Annotated in this window: 12 protein-coding genes and 2 tRNA genes; 7 read left to right on the top strand and 7 right to left on the bottom strand. The window is 37.3% G+C overall.

Features of this window, described 5'->3' with window-relative positions; translation table 11 throughout:
• Positions 1-11 precede the first annotated feature (11 nt).
• The 4 genes from rpsT to proS all read right to left on the bottom strand — a co-directional run bounded on the left by rpsT (position 12) and on the right by proS (position 2,164).
• Positions 12-263: a 30S ribosomal protein S20 gene (gene rpsT / locus G508_RS0105390; RefSeq protein WP_026704353.1), complete on the bottom strand. Its 252-nt coding sequence runs from the start codon at positions 261-263 to the stop codon at positions 12-14.
• Between the two features lie 152 nt (positions 264-415).
• Positions 416-487 (bottom strand) — tRNA-Glu (locus tag G508_RS0105385).
• A 49-nt stretch (positions 488-536) separates the two neighbouring features.
• Positions 537-608 (bottom strand) — tRNA-Glu (locus tag G508_RS0105380).
• A 77-nt stretch (positions 609-685) separates the two neighbouring features.
• Entirely contained in the window at positions 686-2,164 is a 1,479-nt protein-coding gene (proS, locus tag G508_RS0105375; RefSeq protein ID WP_026704352.1) for a proline--tRNA ligase, read from the bottom strand.
• Positions 2,165-2,265: 101 nt separating this feature from the next.
• Here proS and G508_RS0105370 point away from each other — a divergent pair, with 101 nt between their 5' ends.
• The 3 genes from G508_RS0105370 to rimO all read left to right on the top strand — a co-directional run bounded on the left by G508_RS0105370 (position 2,266) and on the right by rimO (position 6,462).
• Positions 2,266-3,258: a hypothetical protein gene (locus G508_RS0105370; protein ID WP_026704351.1), complete on the top strand. Its 993-nt coding sequence runs from the start codon at positions 2,266-2,268 to the stop codon at positions 3,256-3,258.
• Positions 3,259-3,431: 173 nt separating this feature from the next.
• The gene (locus tag G508_RS0105365) at positions 3,432-4,880 is read left to right on the top strand and encodes an OmpP1/FadL family transporter (protein ID WP_245569849.1); all 1,449 of its coding nucleotides are present in this window, start codon (positions 3,432-3,434) and stop codon (positions 4,878-4,880) included.
• A 262-nt stretch (positions 4,881-5,142) separates the two neighbouring features.
• Positions 5,143-6,462, top strand: a complete 1,320-nt coding sequence (gene rimO / locus G508_RS0105360) for a 30S ribosomal protein S12 methylthiotransferase RimO (protein WP_026704349.1) — start codon at positions 5,143-5,145, stop codon at positions 6,460-6,462.
• A 129-nt stretch (positions 6,463-6,591) separates the two neighbouring features.
• Here the strand turns inward: rimO and G508_RS0105355 are convergent, their stop codons facing one another.
• A complete protein-coding gene (locus G508_RS0105355; protein WP_026704348.1) occupies positions 6,592-8,106 on the bottom strand; it encodes a carboxypeptidase-like regulatory domain-containing protein in 1,515 nt (504 codons plus the stop codon).
• Positions 8,107-8,249: 143 nt separating this feature from the next.
• Complete coding sequence (locus G508_RS0105350) at positions 8,250-8,741, bottom strand: hypothetical protein (protein ID WP_157485878.1); 492 nt, start codon at positions 8,739-8,741, stop codon at positions 8,250-8,252.
• A 164-nt stretch (positions 8,742-8,905) separates the two neighbouring features.
• Between G508_RS0105350 and G508_RS0105345 the strand changes: the two genes are divergently transcribed.
• The 3 genes from G508_RS0105345 to G508_RS0105335 all read left to right on the top strand — a co-directional run bounded on the left by G508_RS0105345 (position 8,906) and on the right by G508_RS0105335 (position 11,382).
• Positions 8,906-10,165, top strand: a complete 1,260-nt coding sequence (locus G508_RS0105345) for a sensor histidine kinase (RefSeq protein ID WP_026704346.1) — start codon at positions 8,906-8,908, stop codon at positions 10,163-10,165.
• Positions 10,162-10,851: a response regulator transcription factor gene (locus G508_RS0105340; protein WP_026704345.1), complete on the top strand. Its 690-nt coding sequence runs from the start codon at positions 10,162-10,164 to the stop codon at positions 10,849-10,851. Before G508_RS0105345 ends, G508_RS0105340 begins: the two co-directional genes overlap by 4 nt.
• 63 nt (positions 10,852-10,914) lie before the next feature.
• The gene (locus tag G508_RS0105335) at positions 10,915-11,382 is read left to right on the top strand and encodes a hypothetical protein (RefSeq protein ID WP_026704344.1); all 468 of its coding nucleotides are present in this window, start codon (positions 10,915-10,917) and stop codon (positions 11,380-11,382) included.
• Between the two features lies 1 nt (position 11,383).
• On the opposite strand, the gene G508_RS0105330 is transcribed toward G508_RS0105335, so the two are convergent.
• A complete protein-coding gene (locus G508_RS0105330) occupies positions 11,384-13,573 on the bottom strand; it encodes a B12-binding domain-containing radical SAM protein (protein WP_026704343.1) in 2,190 nt (729 codons plus the stop codon).
• A gap of 210 nt (positions 13,574-13,783) precedes the next feature.
• Here G508_RS0105330 and G508_RS19460 point away from each other — a divergent pair, with 210 nt between their 5' ends.
• The gene (locus G508_RS19460; protein WP_084625916.1) at positions 13,784-18,295 is read left to right on the top strand and encodes a T9SS type B sorting domain-containing protein; all 4,512 of its coding nucleotides are present in this window, start codon (positions 13,784-13,786) and stop codon (positions 18,293-18,295) included.
• The last annotated feature ends 30 nt before the right edge of the window (positions 18,296-18,325 follow it).

The following is an 18,325-nucleotide window of genomic DNA, read 5'->3' as shown; positions in this document are numbered from 1 at the left end:
TTGTAACTTAATTACAATTTAGCAACGTGTTTTGTTAACTTAGATTTCAAGTTAGAAGCTTTATTATCATGAATGATATTTTTCTTAGCTAACTTATCAACCATAGAAATAACAGCTGATAATTTAGAAGTAGCATCTGCTTTATCTGTAGCTAATCTTAAAGCTTTGATAGCATTACGAGTAGTTTTATGTTGGTATCTGTTTAATACTCTTTTCTTTTCGTTACTTCTGATTCTCTTTAGAGCTGACTTATGATTTGCCATTTTTTTTTAATTTTAGATGTAATAATTTATAAATACTAGTTAAAAAAGAAAAACCTCCCACATTCGCCTCGGCAAACACTTTGGTTTTAACTAATAAAATAAAAACCGAGACACCAATTTTTATTTTATAAAACTAATTTACAACTAATTTGTAGTCCGTAGGGGAATCGAACCCCTGTTACCAGGATGAAAACCTGGCGTCCTAACCCCTAGACGAACGGACCCTTATAATCCTTCTAGTTAGATACTAATTCAGCATAGTACTAGAACTTGTAGCCCGTGGGGGAATCGAACCCCCCTTACCAGGATGAAAACCTGGCGTCCTAACCGATAGACGAACGGGCCTTGCTTCTCTAATGCGGATGCAAAAATACAACTATTTTTTATTCACACAATAGCTATGCAATATTTTTTTTATTTTTTTAATATGCTTTCGCAAAAAGCACTCTTCCTTTCGAAGGATTACCAGTAAGAACACAGCTTCCCGCCTCTTCTACTCGATCTAAGGCGATACAACGAATGGTAGCTTTGGTTAAATCTTTGATTTTTTCTTCGGTAGCTGCTGTTCCATCCCAATGTGCTGAAATAAAGCCTGTTTTATTTTCCAAAACCTCTTTAAATTCTTCAAATGAGTTCACTTCAGTAATATGTTCGTTTCTATAGTTTAACGCTTTATTAAATAAATCAGCTTGAATTTGTTCCAATAAATCGCTCACATAATTCACGATTCCATCTTTCAGCACCACTTCTTTCGTTAAAGTATCTCTTCTCGCAACCTCAAAAGTTCCGTTTTCAATATCTTTTGGTCCAATAGCAATTCGAACCGGAACACCTTTCAATTCCCATTCGGCAAACTTGAATCCCGGCTTTTGAGTTGTTCTATCATCAAATTTTACAGAAATTCTTAGTTTCTTGAATTGGGTTACCAAAGTTTGAGCTGCTTCAGAAACCGCTGCAAATTCTTCATCGGTTTTATAGATTGGAACAATTACAATTTGAATTGGAGCTAAATTTGGAGGCAAAACCAATCCGTTATCATCCGAATGCGTCATGACTAAAGCACCCATCAAACGTGTTGAAACTCCCCATGATGTTCCCCAAACGTATTCCTGCTTTCCTTCGGCTGTTGCAAATTTTACATCAAATGCTTTCGCAAAATTTTGCCCTAAGAAATGAGAAGTTCCCGCCTGTAACGCTTTTCCATCTTGCATCAAAGCTTCGATACAATAGGTTTCATCGGCTCCAGCAAAACGTTCCGTTTCGGTTTTTAATCCTTTTATAACTGGAATTGCCATGAAATCTTGAACGAAATCTGCATACACATTCATCATTTGCTCAGATTCTGCAATTGCTTCTGCTTTTGTAGCATGAGCCGTATGACCTTCTTGCCACAAAAATTCGGCAGTTCTCAAGAATAATCTAGTTCTCATTTCCCAACGAACCACATTTGCCCATTGGTTAATTAGCAATGGCAAATCTCTATAAGACTGAACCCAACCTTTATAAGTTGACCAAATGATCGCTTCACTTGTTGGGCGAACAATTAATTCTTCTTCTAGTTTTGCATTTGGATCCACCATTAATTTCCCAGGTTTATCCGGATCGTTTTTTAGCCTATAATGTGTTACAATAGCACATTCTTTTGCAAATCCTTCAGCATTTTTTTCTTCGGCCTCAAACATACTCTTGGGAACGAACAATGGAAAATAGGCATTTTGATGTCCAGTTTCTTTGAACATTCTATCAAGTTCTGCTTGCATTTTTTCCCAAATTGCATAGCCATATGGCTTGATCACCATACAGCCTCTAACGCCTGAATTTTCGGCTAAATCTGCCTTGACAACCAGCTCGTTATACCACTTTGAATAATCTTCTGATCGTGTTGTTAAGTTCTTACCCATATTGAATAGTTTGGCACAAATATTGTTTAACTTATTTTAACTAAATAGTTCAGCAAAACTAACTATTTTTGTATTGTCCAACAATAAAAATACCCACAGATATGAAAACTAATTATATTTCACGAAAATCATTTTCCGCATTTTCACTAATCGGATTGGTTGGCCTTCTAGTTACGTCTTGCGGTTCTTATCAAAATACTTCTTATTATGACAGGGATGGCATCTACACAAGCTCAAACAGAAACTACGATAATCAAGTTACAAACAATAACAACAATCAACAATATAAAGACTATTTTGATTCTCGAATAGAGATTGAAAATGATTCTACAGAAGTTTTTACTGATGTTGAAAATTATTCCTCCAACTATCAAAATGAAGCAGATTACAACAATGGTTATGCTGCCTGGGGAAGCGATTCTCAAAATGTTGTTGTAAACGTTTATGATAACAATTGGGGATGGAACAACTGGAACAACTGGGGTTGGGCTGGATGGTACGGACCGGGTTGGGGATTAGGCTGGAATAATTGGTATGGTCCTGGCTGGGGAATGGGCTGGGGCGGTTGGTATGGAAACGGCTGGGGTTGGAATGGATGGTATGGTAATGGCTGGTACGGCAACAATTGGGGATGGAACAACCACTACTACTATAACAATTATGCCTACAGCAATGGACGAAGAGGAGATTCTTACTACAACAATGGAGGAAGAAATTATCTAGGTCGTTCAGAAAACGGCACAAGAGGATCAAGGAATTACAATAACGGGACCTCTATAAGAAGAAATGCAAACGGAACCAATTATAGAAATACTTTTACAACAAGAAACAGCAATACTCGTAACAACTATTTCAATTCAACAAGAAATACTACTCGAAATTCTAATGTAGTTCCGTCAAGAAATACAACAAGAAACAACTCTAACTTAGCACCAAGTAGAAGCAACAATACAAACGTTGCTCCAACAAGAAGCTCAGCTCCAACGAGAAGCTACTCTCCTGCTCCATCGAGATCTTCAGGATCTATGGGTGGCGGAAGAAGCGGTGGTTCATCTGGCGGTGGTGGCGGAAGATCTGGTGGTGGAAGAAGATAATCCAAACTAAAAATTTAATTTACCTATGTTTTGACTGAGATGTTATGAGCATAGGTATTTTTTTGAATCCCAAATTATAAAAAACAATGAAAGCAACAATCCTCAAATTTCGTAAAAGAAAATTTTCTATTATAAATAAGAAGTTTTTGTCTTTTTCAATCCTATTACTTTGTTTGAATTCTTTACAGGCACAAGATTTTTCCGATGCTTTACGATTCTCACAAACCGACCTAAATGGTACGGCCCGATTTAGATCTATGGGTGGAGCTTTTGGAGCTCTTGGAGGAGATTTTTCGGCCATTTCTGTAAATCCAGCTGGATCTGCTGTTTTTGCAAATAATGCCGCAGCTATCACGGTAAGTAACTTTAGTTCTAAAAACAACTCGAACTATTTTGGAACTACAACTACTGAGAAAGATAATACTTTCGATTTGAATCAGCTAGGTGCTGTTTGGGTTTTCAAAGATTATGAAAATACAAGCAAATGGAAAAAACTAACATTGGCTCTCACTTATGAAAACACAAACAATCTAAACAACACAATTTATTCGCAAGGTATTAATCCTAACAATTCTGTAGCGGATTATTTTATTAGTTATGCTAACGGAATTTCCGAAGGTACTATAACAAATAATTCTTTTACTCAATTAGATTATGCTGAACAACAAGCCTACTTGGGTTATGAAGGCTTTTTTATTAATCCAACTGTTGCCGGCGGAAACCAATATGTTTCAGCATTGACCGGAACTGGAGATTTTTACCAAGAAAACTATATTTCATCTAACGGCTATAATGGAAAACTATCCTTTAATGCTGCTGCAGAATATGACGAGCGGTTTTATTTTGGTCTGAATCTGAACAGTCATTTCGTGGATTACAACCAAAGAACAAGCTTTTATGAAGATTATTTAGATGCACCTAACCATGATCCAAATACTGGTGTTCAAGCTTCAAGATTCACGAACGAATTATATACTTATGGAACTGGATTTTCCTTCCAATTGGGAACTATTGCAAAAGTAACCAATGAATTTCGTGTTGGTCTTGCATATGAATCACCAACTTGGTACAGTCTCAACGACGAACTTAGACAAACCCTTTTGGTAGATTGTGTAGATTGTTTTGAAGACACTACCAGTTTTTATGCAGACCCAAATTTAGTTGTAGTTTATCCAACATACAGATTGAGAACGCCTGGAAAATGGACCGGAAGTTTAGCATACGTTTTTGGAACACAAGGATTATTAAGCTTCGATTATACCCTAAAAGATTACAGCAATACTGAGTTCAGACATTCTACTGATGTCAACGATCAGCTTTCTAGTCTTTTAGATACTTCAAACGAATTTAGGGTTGGTGGAGAATATAGAATCAAGGCTTGGAGCTTGAGAGCGGGTTACCGTTTTGAGGAAAGTCCATACAAAAATGGCAATACTATGGGAGATTTGACCAGCTATTCTGGAGGATTTGGTTATAATTTTGGAGATGTGAAACTTGACATGTCGTATACATTTGCCCAAAGAGATTTCCAGCAAGCATTTTTTGCTCAGGGATTGGTTGACACTGCCACAATAAACCGAAAAAACAACAATATTTCCTTGACCGTTTTATTTGAATTATAAAAACAGCTCTTCGGAATATCGGAGTATTGAAAATAGCAAATCCATTCGCAAAATCGAATGGATTTTTTTGTGATTATTTAAAGAAATTACGATTGCCTCTAGCCCCGATTGAAAGGGAAATCTTTTTTCTCGCTTCTTTAGCGAGGAAAAAGATTGTACTGGAAAGCGGGACCAAGCGATTATAAAAATTCCCAAATGATTCCGCTCCTAAAAAATAAAAGCGTAATTTTGCACGCTCTAAAAATATTTAGACCTTACTACTATGAGAACCAAATCGTTAAAAAAGAACAAAATCAACGTTATTACTTTAGGCTGCTCGAAAAATGTGTATGACAGCGAAGTGCTGATGGGACAACTTCGTGCTAGCGGAAAAGACGTTGAACATGAAGCTCCTGCGGAAAGAGAAGGCAACATTATCGTAATCAATACTTGCGGTTTTATTGACAACGCTAAGGCAGAATCGGTAAATATGATTTTGGAATATGCCGACAAGAAAGAACGTGGTTTGGTAGATAAGGTTTTTGTAACCGGATGCTTGTCTGAACGTTACCGTCCAGATTTGGAAAAAGAAATCCCGAATGTGGACCAATATTTTGGAACTACAGAGCTTCCTGGCTTATTGAAAGCTTTGGGTGCTGATTATAAGCATGAATTGTTAGGCGAACGTTTGACGACAACTCCAAAAAACTATGCTTACTTGAAAATTGCCGAAGGTTGTGACCGACCATGCAGTTTTTGTGCGATTCCGCTGATGAGAGGAAAACACGTTTCGCAACCTATTGAAAAATTGGTTAAGGAAGCCGAAGGCTTGGCGAGAGATGGCGTGAAGGAATTGATTTTGATTGCCCAAGATTTGACCTATTATGGTTTGGATTTATACAAAAAACGTAATCTTGGCGAATTGCTTGAGGCTTTAGTAAAAGTAGAAGGCATCGAGTGGATCCGTTTGCATTATGCCTTTCCATCTGGTTTCCCGATGGATGTTTTGGAGATCATGAAGCGTGAACCAAAGATTTGCAATTATATCGATATTCCGTTGCAGCATATTTCGGATAACATCTTGAAATCGATGCGTCGTGGAACTACTCAGGAGAAGACTACGAAATTGCTGAAAGAGTTCCGAGAAGCTGTTCCGGGAATTGCCATCAGAACGACTTTGATCGTTGGTTATCCTGGCGAAACTCAGGAAGACTTCAGCATTTTGAAAGATTGGGTTCAGGAAATGAAGTTTGACAGGATGGGTTGTTTTGCCTATTCTCACGAAGAAAACACGCATGCTTATTTGCTAGAAGATGATGTTCCAGCCGAAGTAAAACAGGCTCGTGCCAACGAAATAATGGAATTGCAATCACAGATTTCTTGGGATTTGAATCAGGAAAAAGTGGGTAAAGTTTTTAGATGTATCATTGACAGAAAAGAAGGTGGTCATTTCGTTGGAAGAACCGAATTTGACAGTCCGGATGTAGACAATGAAGTGTTGATTGATGCTTCAAAACAATACCTAAAAACAGGTGAATTTGTTGATATTAAAATTATAGAAGCTACCGAGTTTGACCTTTATGGGGAAGCTGTTGTAGCATAATCATAAATTAAAAAGAGCTTCGTTTGAAGCTCTTTTTTTTTGTAAAACCATTAAGATTAATTAAGTAAGCATAAAACTTAATGACTCTTAATGTCTTAAATCTATTTTAGAATTAAATATTTTAAAATCCTACTCTTCCACCACCTTAAATTGCTTCATCTCCTCCAAAGGCTCAATCGCAGTATAATCCTTCCAGATTTTTGGATCATAACGCTTCAAACGCGTGAAATTAAAATCCTCTTCCTTCATTTTTTCTAGCTCTCCCGAAGCGATTTCCTCCTGTGCAATATTCAAAAATTCAACTTTATTAAAGGAGTTGCCCTCTACTTTCAAGTCCAACGCCACAACATCCTTGTCCTCATCTGTCAATTCTATGAATTTCAAAGGTCGGTTTAGGTAGATGTATTGACCTGTTTCTACCGAGGCATATTGTACAAAATAGATACCGTCCTTATTCTGCTTGTAAGTTACCGTTCCGCGACCCAAATTTTCGGAAGCTTTTACACCTAACAACAATTTTAGATTGATACCTCCCAAGGTTTTCCCTTTTGCCAAATTATATTCGGCACGAACCACGGCAAAATCAGCTTCAGACACATAAAGCTTGCCCGTGTAGTTGGCCTTGCTCTTTCTAGGCTTGAAATTGATCACATATACAAATTCATTCTTGTTAGAATACATAGCTCCTTCATACGAATACTCATAGATTTCAGTATTGTTTATAAACTCCATCTTCTTGCCATTCAAAACATTGATTCCAGCCAAAAAACCGCTGATATCATTCTTGGCAACATCCAATTCGCTTGTTTTTTCCTTTTTCTTTTTCTTCTTATTAAAATCTTTTCTAAAAGAAATTGTATCCCTAGAGCCTATCCATCCACTTTTAAACCTATAATATTTTGTAGTATCTAGGTGTTTCAGGAAAATATTAGCCGCCAGTTTCTCCATATCTTCAATCGCAACCGAGCGGGTTTCATCTTTTAGTTTCGTAGCTTTCACGACATCCAGCTTGGTCATAAAAACCGGCTTTTCCTTTCCATCAATTTTTCCAGTATAGTACTTGCAGAGCATATCCGTGAATTCCAGTGGCGGATTAGACACCAATCTCGACGTAAATTTAGTCACATCGTCATTAGCTTCTTTTAATTTACTCTTGGTAAATCCTGTCGACTTTGTGATCTCGATATCCAATTTCTTTGGTTTAAAAGTACTTAATTCACGCATGAACAATGTCGTCTTTAACGTCTTGTTATCATTGCCATAATTCTTTTTCAGATTCTTTTTCACCTCCGCCATGATGCTATTGGCATCCATCTTCACCTTCGAAACATCCACATCGCTCAATTCAAAAACTCCAGGCTGTAGCTTGATCGTGTTTTGCTGCTTTTTCAATTCGCCAATCGACAATTGCTGGCTCACATAGCCCAAATAGGAAACTGCAAATTGAATGTTATCATTGTGTTTGTCGGATAGGGTGAAAACACCTTCCTCATTGGTAATCAGGTTTTCAGCACCCGAAATAGAAATATTGGCATATGGGATGCTCTCGCCCGTTGTGGCATCAAGAATTTTTCCAGTAGTGTTTTGAGAGAACCCAATAATTTGAAATAGGAGAATGGATACGACTAGTAGTGCTTTGTTCATTGTATTTAGTCTTTTATGTTATTTTGTTAATAGACGAGTTGTAGGATAAAAAGGTTGTATCTGAAAAAAAATATTTTTGTAACTAATGTATTACTCATCCCAAAAAATTCAAGCTTGTCGATATCGCAGGTACATAATACCAATTAAAAGCTAATCTGGATTGGGTTTTCGAATATGAAACTAGCTTTTCCTTCGGTAATAATTATTTCCTGATTATTAAGTGTGAATTTCCCTGAAAAAACTGCATAAAGGCAGGTGTTACTATTGGTAATTACTTCACTTTCAAAATCCTCATTTAGCAAATTTATTTCAATATAAGATCCATTGAGATAGGTCCTAAATACAAATGTTTCGAAGACATTTTTTCCTTTCAATTTATGGGGAACTGAATAGGAAATAGTTGATTCCCCTAACGAACTACTACTATAATAAAAACTTTGATCTAATATATGTTTTTGACGTGACCAGTCCCAATCTATTCCTGTACCAGATACATTATATTCTACTGGTTCTCCGTTGATGATCATTGACATACTAGTGGGTATGCAAATAGCCGATTCATTATCATCATTACCCGAACAAGATGCCAAAATAAACATGAACAATAGCAATAGGATTCTAAACTTTATTTTCATTCAAAAAGTATTTAGGGATAAATATAAGAAAAAACGTATTTGCAAATAGTCCCTTATTTCTTTTTTTTTAGTTGAGACAAACCTCATTAACGTTGTTAACTAGTTGTTAATGCAAAAATCATAGCTTATTTTTGATTAATATTACATTCTAAAAAAATACTATCTTGAAATTCAATCGGCTTAATACTATAATACTCTTGGGGCTTGTGGCGATCATTGGGATCTTGATTGCACAATTGCTTTGGACCAAAAAAGCATTCACACTCGAGGAAAAGAAGTTTAGCCAAAGTGCCCATATCGCCTTGCTAGAAGTGGTGAAGAACCTATATCTAGGAACGAGCCACGAGCTGCCTTCTAAAAACCCAATCGAGAAGATCTCGAACGACTATTATATTGTGAATGTCGAGAATGATTTTGAACCAGAAATCTTGGAATTCTACCTGAAATCGGAGTTTGAAAAGATGGGCATCACGACTGATTTTGAATATGCGATGTATAACTGCCAGAGCGACGAGATGGTGTATGGCAATTTTGTTTCCCTATCGGATAAAACCAAGAGCAAGGCTACGGTCTATTTCCCGAAGCATAAAAACTTGGTCTATTATTTTGCGGTTCGGTTTCCCAAGGAAACGAGCTATATCCTTAGTTCGCTACAGTTTTGGTTTGTGCTTTCGTTTGCCTTGATTATTATTTTATTGATCTATGTGTATTCTATTTTCACCATTTTGCAACAAAAAAAGTACTCAGAACTGCAACGGGATTTCATCAACAACATGACCCATGAGTTCAAAACGCCATTGTCTTCGATATTGATTGCCTCGAACTACCTCATCCGACAGGAAAAGATTAAAACCGATGACAAGTTGGAAAAATATACGGATATCATCATCAACCAAAGTAACAAGCTCAACCATCATATCGAAAAAATATTAAACATAGCCAAATCGGATAATTCGCCTATGGACCTTGACCTGACAGATGTTTCGGTGGAGCAAACAATTGCCAATGTGGTCGAAAATATTCGCTTGAAATATGAAAATGCTGTTGTAGAAATAAATAACTTGAAGGATTATAGCATCAAAGCCGATGAATTTCATTTCACGAACATCATCTATAACTTGATTGACAATTCTATAAAATACTGCGAAAAACAACCCAAAATTGTAATTACGCTTTCGGAAGAAAATAAAAACCTAAAGCTGGAATTCAAGGATAATGGTATCGGGATTTCTAAAAAGAATCTTTCGTTTATTTTTGATAAATTCTACCGGATTCCGAGTGCAAAGAGCAACGAGGTGAATGGTTTTGGACTGGGGTTGTATTATGTAAAGAAAATTTGCACCTTGCATCATTGGAAAATTAACGCAAAGAACAACCTCGAAAACGGAATCACAGTAACACTATTAATACCTCGAAAATCATGAGTTCCTATAAGATTCTCTATGCAGAAGATGATGAAACATTGGCGTTCCTGACCAAAGATAATTTGGAACAGAACGGCTATGATGTCGTGCATTGCCTGGATGGAAACCTGTGTATGGAAGCATTCAAGAAGGAAAAATTCGATATTTGCATCTTGGACATCATGCTGCCCAAAAAGGATGGTTTTGAAATTGCAGCAGACATCAGGAAAATTAATAATAATGTGCCTATTATTTTCCTTTCGGCAAAAACCTTAAAGGAAGACAGGATCAAGGGGTTGAAACTTGGAGCCGATGATTATCTGGTGAAACCCTTTAGCATCGAAGAACTTGCCCTGAAGATCGAGATTTTCCTGAAGCGTTCGCAAAAGAATGCCATTTCGGAAAAAGTGAGTTATAGAGTGGGTAAATATAACTTTGACACCCAAAATTATCTTCTCACATTCGACCAAGAGAAAATCACCCTGACCCAGAGAGAATCTGAACTGTTGAAATTGTTTTTGGACAACAAGAATACTGTCCTGAAAAGGGAACAGATCCTCACCTCACTATGGGGAGACGACGATTACTTCATGGGACGAAGCCTGGATGTATTCATATCAAGATTACGCAAGATTCTATCTACTGAGCAACATATTTCGATTGAAAACCTGCATGGAATTGGATTTAGATTTAACATCCAAGATTGAGGCACTGTTTTTGTTTTAGAATTATAAAGCCTAAATTTGTATCATCTAATTAAATAAAATTATATGAAAACCACGATATTCTCTTTTTTTATTCTTTTTTTATTGCTTCTTTCAAATAGTTCCAATGCCCAATATGGCAACAATAATGGCTTAGACAGAAGAATAATGTCCGGACAAGGTCAAAATCCTCATCCTAAAAAACAAAAACCAATTGATCAAGTTCAAGCATCTATAGACATCTTAACAAAGGAACTTAACCTTGATGGATTTCAAAGTGCCATTTTAAAAAATATAATTGAGGATTATCAAACCGCTTCAATTTCTATTACTTCTCAAGAAATTCCTCAAGAAGCAAAGTATGAGAAATTAAAAATAGCTAATAAAAAAATGGAATCTCAGATTTTAGAAATCCTCAATGAAGAACAAAAGACTAAATTTGAAGAATTAAAAAACAAGACTGAGAAAAAAAAGAAAAAGAAAAAGAAAAAAGGAAAAAAGGACGAAGAAAAAGTCGAAGAAACTCCAGAATAATCTAAAGGACTAGTAATCCAAAATCCCTTAAAACATAAACAGGTTTTGAATACCAAAAGAGTTCAAAATCTTCCAATAGGATTTCAAAGTCGGTTTTTAGCTCATTAAAACTATACGTTTTAGAGTTAGAAACCGATATTTTTTGTAGCATATCTACCAGCCATTCGCCTTCATTTTTATTGGTTTGAATGGTAAAACTTTCCTTTTTATCATGAAAGGTCAAACCCATCATTTCCCACGAATTTCCTTTTTTAGATTTTGTAAAGTATTCGACCAAAGGCTTTCCTCCAAGCCACACTATTTTTGCTGTAGGTTTTATTTTAAAATCCTCTTCTTGATGCAAAGCTTCATATATAAAGTCTTCGGGAATCTTGGTCTTTGGAATTTTAAACTCGAACCAATCCTGAAGCGGATAATCAAAACAGATCCCGTGCATGAAATTGAAAAGCGATTTCTTGAGTCCGAAACTAAATTGATCATGGTTGATCCCTGTAGCATCGGTATAGTTGATGTCATTATTGGCAAAGGTTCCGATGCTTTCAGTTTCCTTTAGCACACCAAATTTCTCTGGATACATTCCTACTGGACTGTGGGCCGTCATGGCAAATTGATGCCAAAAACCCGATTGTAAAACTCCTGCTTCGAACAATTGACGTACCATTTCTAGACTGTCAATCGTTTCCTGAATGGTTTGTGTAGGATAGCCATACATCAAATAGGCATGGACCATAATCCCTGATTCGGTGAAATTGCGAGTTACTTTTGCCACTTGTTCTACAGTAACGCCTTTGTCAATTAGTTGTAGCAAACGATCGGAAGCTACTTCTAATCCACCCGAAACGGCAATGCAACCAGAAGCTTTTAGCAAAACACATAAATCTTTCGAAAAGCTTTTCTCAAAACGGATGTTCGTCCACCACGTTACGACAAGCTTTCTCTTTAGAATCTCTAACGCCAAAGACCTCATCAAAGCGGGTGGAGCGGCTTCGTCAACAAAATGAAACCCATTTTGACCGGTTTGTTGCATAAGTCCTTCCATTCTATCACAAAGCAAACTGGCAGCTACGGGTTCATAAATCTTGATGTAATCGAGTGAGATGTCGCAGAAGGTACATTTTCCCCAATAACAACCATGAGCCATGGTAAGTTTGTTCCATCGTCCGTCACTCCACATTCGATGCATCGGATTTACGATTTCGATAACCGAAATGTAACGATCCAAAGGCAAATCGGAATAATCCGGAGTTCCTACTTGTGATTGTTTGTAATCAGGTTTAGCCGAATTATTTTTATACACCACTACTCCATCTTGCAATACAAAAGTACGCTTGAAAGAATTATAGTTTGGATTTTCTAAGTTTAAAATGAGTTCTTCAATTGGAGTTTCGCCATCGTCGAGCGTTATATAATCGAAGAATTCGAAAACTCTTTTGTCCGATAATGATCGTAATTCCGTATTCGGGAAACCGCCACCCATCGAGATTTTGATGTGGGGAAAATGTTGTTTGACAAATTGAGCCGATCGGAAAGCTGCGTATAAATTACCTGGAAAGGGAACTGAAATTAGGAATAAAGTGGGATTCACTTCGGTGATTCTCTCCTTTAAAATTTCTAAAAGAATCTTGTCTATATAAGTATGTTCTTGCTGAAGGCTTTCGTATAATTCGTCGAAGGAATTGGCAGATCTTCCTAGTCGTTCGGCATATCGGCTGAAACCAAAGTTTTCGTCAACACATTCTACGATTAAATCAGAAATATCTTCGAGATATAAAGTTGCGAGGTGTTTTGCTTTATCCTGAGTTCCCATGCTTCCAAATGCCCAATCGAGTTCTTCGAGTTGAGCAAAACGAGAAGCTTCGGGTAGAAAATCTTCTTGACAAATAGGTAGTGCCAAGGTTGGATTCTTTCCTTGGAGAAACAAAATTACGGCATCGATTGTTGCAATATAGTGGTCTTGAAGGGCAATGATTCGGAGGATATTTTGATTATCAGAAGCGGGTTGCTGGTTGACAATAGTGAAGATATCGGTTAATCCTTGCTTTGAAAAAATCTTGAGGATGACTTCGATTCCCAAATCGGCTTGAGTAGAAGCGATATTCTTTGTGTTCAAAAATCCTTTGATGTAAGCCGTTGCTGGATAGGGCGTGTTTAACTGCGTAAAAGGTGGCGTTATGAGGAACAGTTTTGTCATAGGATTTTCAAGAACGGCAAAATTAGTTGATATTTTTGAGGATGATGTGGATTTGAATGGATTTTTTCTTTGAAAAGATAGCATCCAAGAAGGTTATTTGAAATATTAACACCATAGTTATCAGTATTTAATTAAATTTACTTCAAGTTTTTAACGCTCAAGAGAAGGATATATATCTTGAAGTAGGCCTAATACTTTTAACCTGAACCCATGATTCTAACTTTACGCAATTGCATCGCGTTGTTTCTTTTGCTTTTTTCTGTTGGCCTGAATGCCCAAGAAAATTGCAACAACGGTATTGACGATGATGGCGATGGCTTGATTGATTTGAATGATCCGGAATGTGTTTGTAGTTTTGGCCCAGTTCCTGAGCCTGTTCCTTCTATAATTCCAAATCCCTCATTTGAAGATTATTCTGAGTGTCCTACCGGATCGGCTGACCTTGATTTTGCCATTCCGTGGATACAAGCTACAAAAGGAACATCAGATTATTTTAATTGTGGTTTTATTTATAGTGGTATTGCTGAAGCTAATCTGGATACTTTTCCCGATGGTACCGGAATGGTTGGTGCTGCATTTACTCCCGGACAAAAAGAATATATCGGAACTCCCGTCAATACTTTACTTGCTGGAGAAAATTATCAATTTACTTTTCAAGTTGCAACGGTAAACCTTCAAAATAGTGGGGTGAGTTGTGGCAGTGGTATTAGTTTTCTAGAACCTGTAAACATTACTCTTTTCGGCTGTGGAAATGGTGCAAATATGCCTTTAAACACATTCCTTAGTCCTTCTTTGTTTGACCCGACATGGATTGAAATTGGCCAAGTATCCTATGTTCCGCAATCGGAATGGCAGGAAATCACCATTACTTTTAGTCCTACTATTGACATTAATGCAATCATGATTGGCCCCCCGGCGGTTTTACCAGCATCTTTTTATAATGTTAATCATAATGGTGTGGCCTGTTTCCCCTTTATGCTTTTTGATAGTTTAGTTTTAAATGATGCAGCAGCTTTTGAAGTAAATATTATTCCATCAGGAAATTTTTGTGACGGAACGCTTGTTTTGACAGCAAACCTCACAGATCCCGATATTATAAATCCAACTTATCAATGGTATTTGGATGGAGTTGCATTAGTTGGAGCTACCAATTTAACTTATAATGTTCCTGTTGGCGAAGAACATCTGGGAGCCTATAGCGTAAAAGTCACAAACGATTTGGGCTGTGCCATTAGCAGTGATCACATTGTGTACAATATATTACAACAACCTGTTGCTACCGTTGTTCAACCTGATTGCACCACCTATACCGGCAGCATCACCATCACAACACCTGGAATATCTTATACTGTAAATGGCGGAACAACTTGGCAGGATGAAGCTTTTTTTGATCTTCTCCCAGTTGGAGATTATTATATAGCTGTAAAAAGCAGTGGAGGCTGTATCACGACTGCCAAAAAAATATCAATTGTTTATCCTCCTTCTAGTATTTATCCAGAACTTGATATAACAAATGTAAACTGTGGTACATTGGGAAGTATAATGATTCTTACGTCTGGAAGTTCCTATAGCTTTGATGATGGAGTCACTTGGACGAGTAATCCCTTAGCAACAGGGCTTTCGATGGGGATTTATACTATCAGAATTAAAGATGCTAACGGATGTATTTCCAATGCTTCTGATGCAGAAATTATTGAAGATTATGTAGGCGAAACAACTGCTACATCTACCAATCCGAGTTGTTCTAGTTTGGGGAGTATCACAGTTACATCTCCAACCGTACTTTACAGTTTTGATGGAGGTGAAACTTGGACTAATAACGCTTTTGCGGAAAATTTAGAAGCTGGCGATTATATTGTTTTAACAAGAACTGTGAATGACTGTCTTACGAACCCGTTACTCATAACGTTGACCGAAATATTACTTCCTGAACCCGAGTTTACTTTTGTTTTACCAAGTTGTGGTACTTTGGGAAGTATTACAATCACCACTCCTGCAACCTCCTATAGTTTTGATGGAGGTCTAACATGGACAAGCAACCCAGTGGCTACAAATTTAGAAAGTGGCGATTATTCGGTTGTGATACAAAATGATTTGGGATGCCTCTCCTATCCTGCTTTAGTAAACCTAAACGAAAACTATCTTCCTCCACCAACCTTTACTTTTTTAAATCCACAATGTCCAGCATTTGGTAGTATTACCATCACGACTTCTGCACCTTCTTATAGTTTTGATGATGGAACTACTTGGACCACCGAACCTACAATAACTGGTCTTGGCCCTGGAGTTTATTTCATCCGAATCAAGGACAACCAAGGCTGCGAATCAATTCCTGTTGCCGTCACTTTAAACGAAATATTACTGCCTCAGCCACAATATACCTTGTTCAAACCCGATTGTCCTTCTGAAACCGGAACAGGCATCACCGTTACTATCACAACTCCGGCTGCGGAATATAGTTTTGACAATGGCGTGACTTGGACTACCAATCCCGTAAAAACAAATCTCAACGCCAATACTTATTATTTTATCCGAATAAAAAACAGTCAAGGCTGTATTTCTAAAATTTCATATGTTCAAACCGGATCCCAAACGGCTCCGCCTCCTGCTCCTCAGTATACCGCATTTCAACCTACAGATTGTTCGACCTCTACAGGAACTATCACTATAACAACACCAGCATTGGAGTACAGTTTTGATAATGGAATCACTTGGGTAACTACTAATACCGCTGCCAATTTATCCTCAGGAATCTATCATTTGAAAATAAAAGTTGCGGCAACAGGTTGTCCTTCGTTGCCTTCAACTGTAGAAATTCAAGCTCCACCTCAAGCTCCTGATGCTCCAACGGTTCAACTAACACACCCAGCCAGTTGCACCAATCCTTTTGGATTTATTACCGTTACGAGTTTAGCAGACCAATACAGTTTTGATAATGGAATGACCTATTCTACAAATCCTATTTCCGAAATGCTACCGCCAGGAACCTATTACATACGGGTAAAAAACGCTAGCAATTGTGAGTCGGTGGCAACAGTTACAAGCTTAAATCCCATCACCGATTACCCAGATGCTCCATCTGTATCACTCGCTCAGCCCGACTGTAATCAAGCCTTCGGTAGCATTACAATTGACAGTCCGGCTTCAGAATTCAGCTTTGATGATGGTGCAACATGGACGACAAATGCAGTTCTAAACAATGCGGTTCCTTCGACTTATTTGATAAAAATTAAAAATGCAATTGGGTGTGTTTCCAATGCCACTACAGCGATTATAATTCCTTTTACCGGTGCCACTCCTTTGCCATCGGCTACAGCCCAAACATTTTGCATTCAGGACAATGCAACTTTGGCTGATGTAGTGGTTAATGGACAAAACATACAATGGTATGATACCTTGACAGGCGGAACTCTTTTGGTGACAACCACACCTCTGAATAATGGAATTTATTATGCTTCCCAAACTATTGATAGCTGCGAAAGTGATAGGATTCCCGTTACCATCATCATAGAAAATACGCCAGCTCCAACAGGTTTGTCACCTCAACTATTTTGTGCTAGTGAAAATGCAACCTTGAACGATCTTGTCGTGACAGGCACTTCTATTCAATTTTATGATAGCATGAATAATGGAACCGTTTTGCCAAACTCAACTTTGCTTCAAGATGGCATCACCTATTATGCTTCGCAAACTGTAAATGGTTGCGAAAGTTTCCAACGATTCCCTATAAATGTTTTGATCTTGAATACTTTACCAGCCAATAATTTTCAAGATTCGCTTTGTGATAACTTAAACGACGGTCAAGAAAATGTTGATCTAACTGTGTATCAAGAAGACATAATTACTAATTCAGCCGATTATACTTTTACCTATTATACTAGTTTTTCGGGTGCCGAAAATGAATTGGCGACAGCATTGATTACCAATCAAGATGATTACAACTTGACTTTAGGTGCGAATTTAATTTTTGTTAGAGTTGAATTTAATAACCAATGCCATAAAGTTATAGAGTTGCAACTTACGGTAATTTCTTCACCTTACATTAATATGAAAGACACCTATTATGTATGTGAAAATGGATTTGTCAACATCACAGCCGATGCTGGTTTTGATAGCTACACTTGGTCAACTGGAGCAACAACTCGCTCTATAACGGTCATCCAGCCTGGAAATTATTCGGTTACAGTTACTGAAAATCACGGAAACTTAATTTGTTCTTCTACCAAAACTATTTTTGTAGATGTATCAGATAAAGCGACAATTACTTCGATTGAAACCGTAGATTGGACTTCTTATAACAATATGATTACCATTATCGTTAGTGGTTCCGGTGATTATGAATATTCACTGGACGGGATTCATTTTCAAAGTAGCAATCAGTTTTTTGGTTTGCCAAATGGAGAATATACGGTATATGTGAACGATATTAACGGCTGTGGTGTTGCCGAAGAAGACGTTTATTTGTTAATGTATCCAAAATATTTTACACCGAATGGGGATGGCTATAATGATTTTTGGGGAATCAAGTTTCATGAAAATGAACCCAATTTGGAAGTACATATTTTTGATCGTTATGGAAAATTCATCAAGCAACTCAACGAAATAGAACCTTTTTGGGACGGAACTTACAATGGCGAAACTTTGCCTTCTACCGATTACTGGTTTGTTGTAATCCGTGAAAACGGAAAAGAACATAGAGGCCATTTTACACTCAAACGATAAAATGCCAACCATTTGTTAAACCAAAAATTA

The organism is Flavobacterium soli DSM 19725 (genome assembly GCF_000422705.1).
GTDB lineage: Bacteria > Bacteroidota > Bacteroidia > Flavobacteriales > Flavobacteriaceae > Flavobacterium > Flavobacterium soli.
Note: the sequence above shows the minus strand (reverse complement) of the source record. Positions and strands in the feature narration are given on the sequence as shown.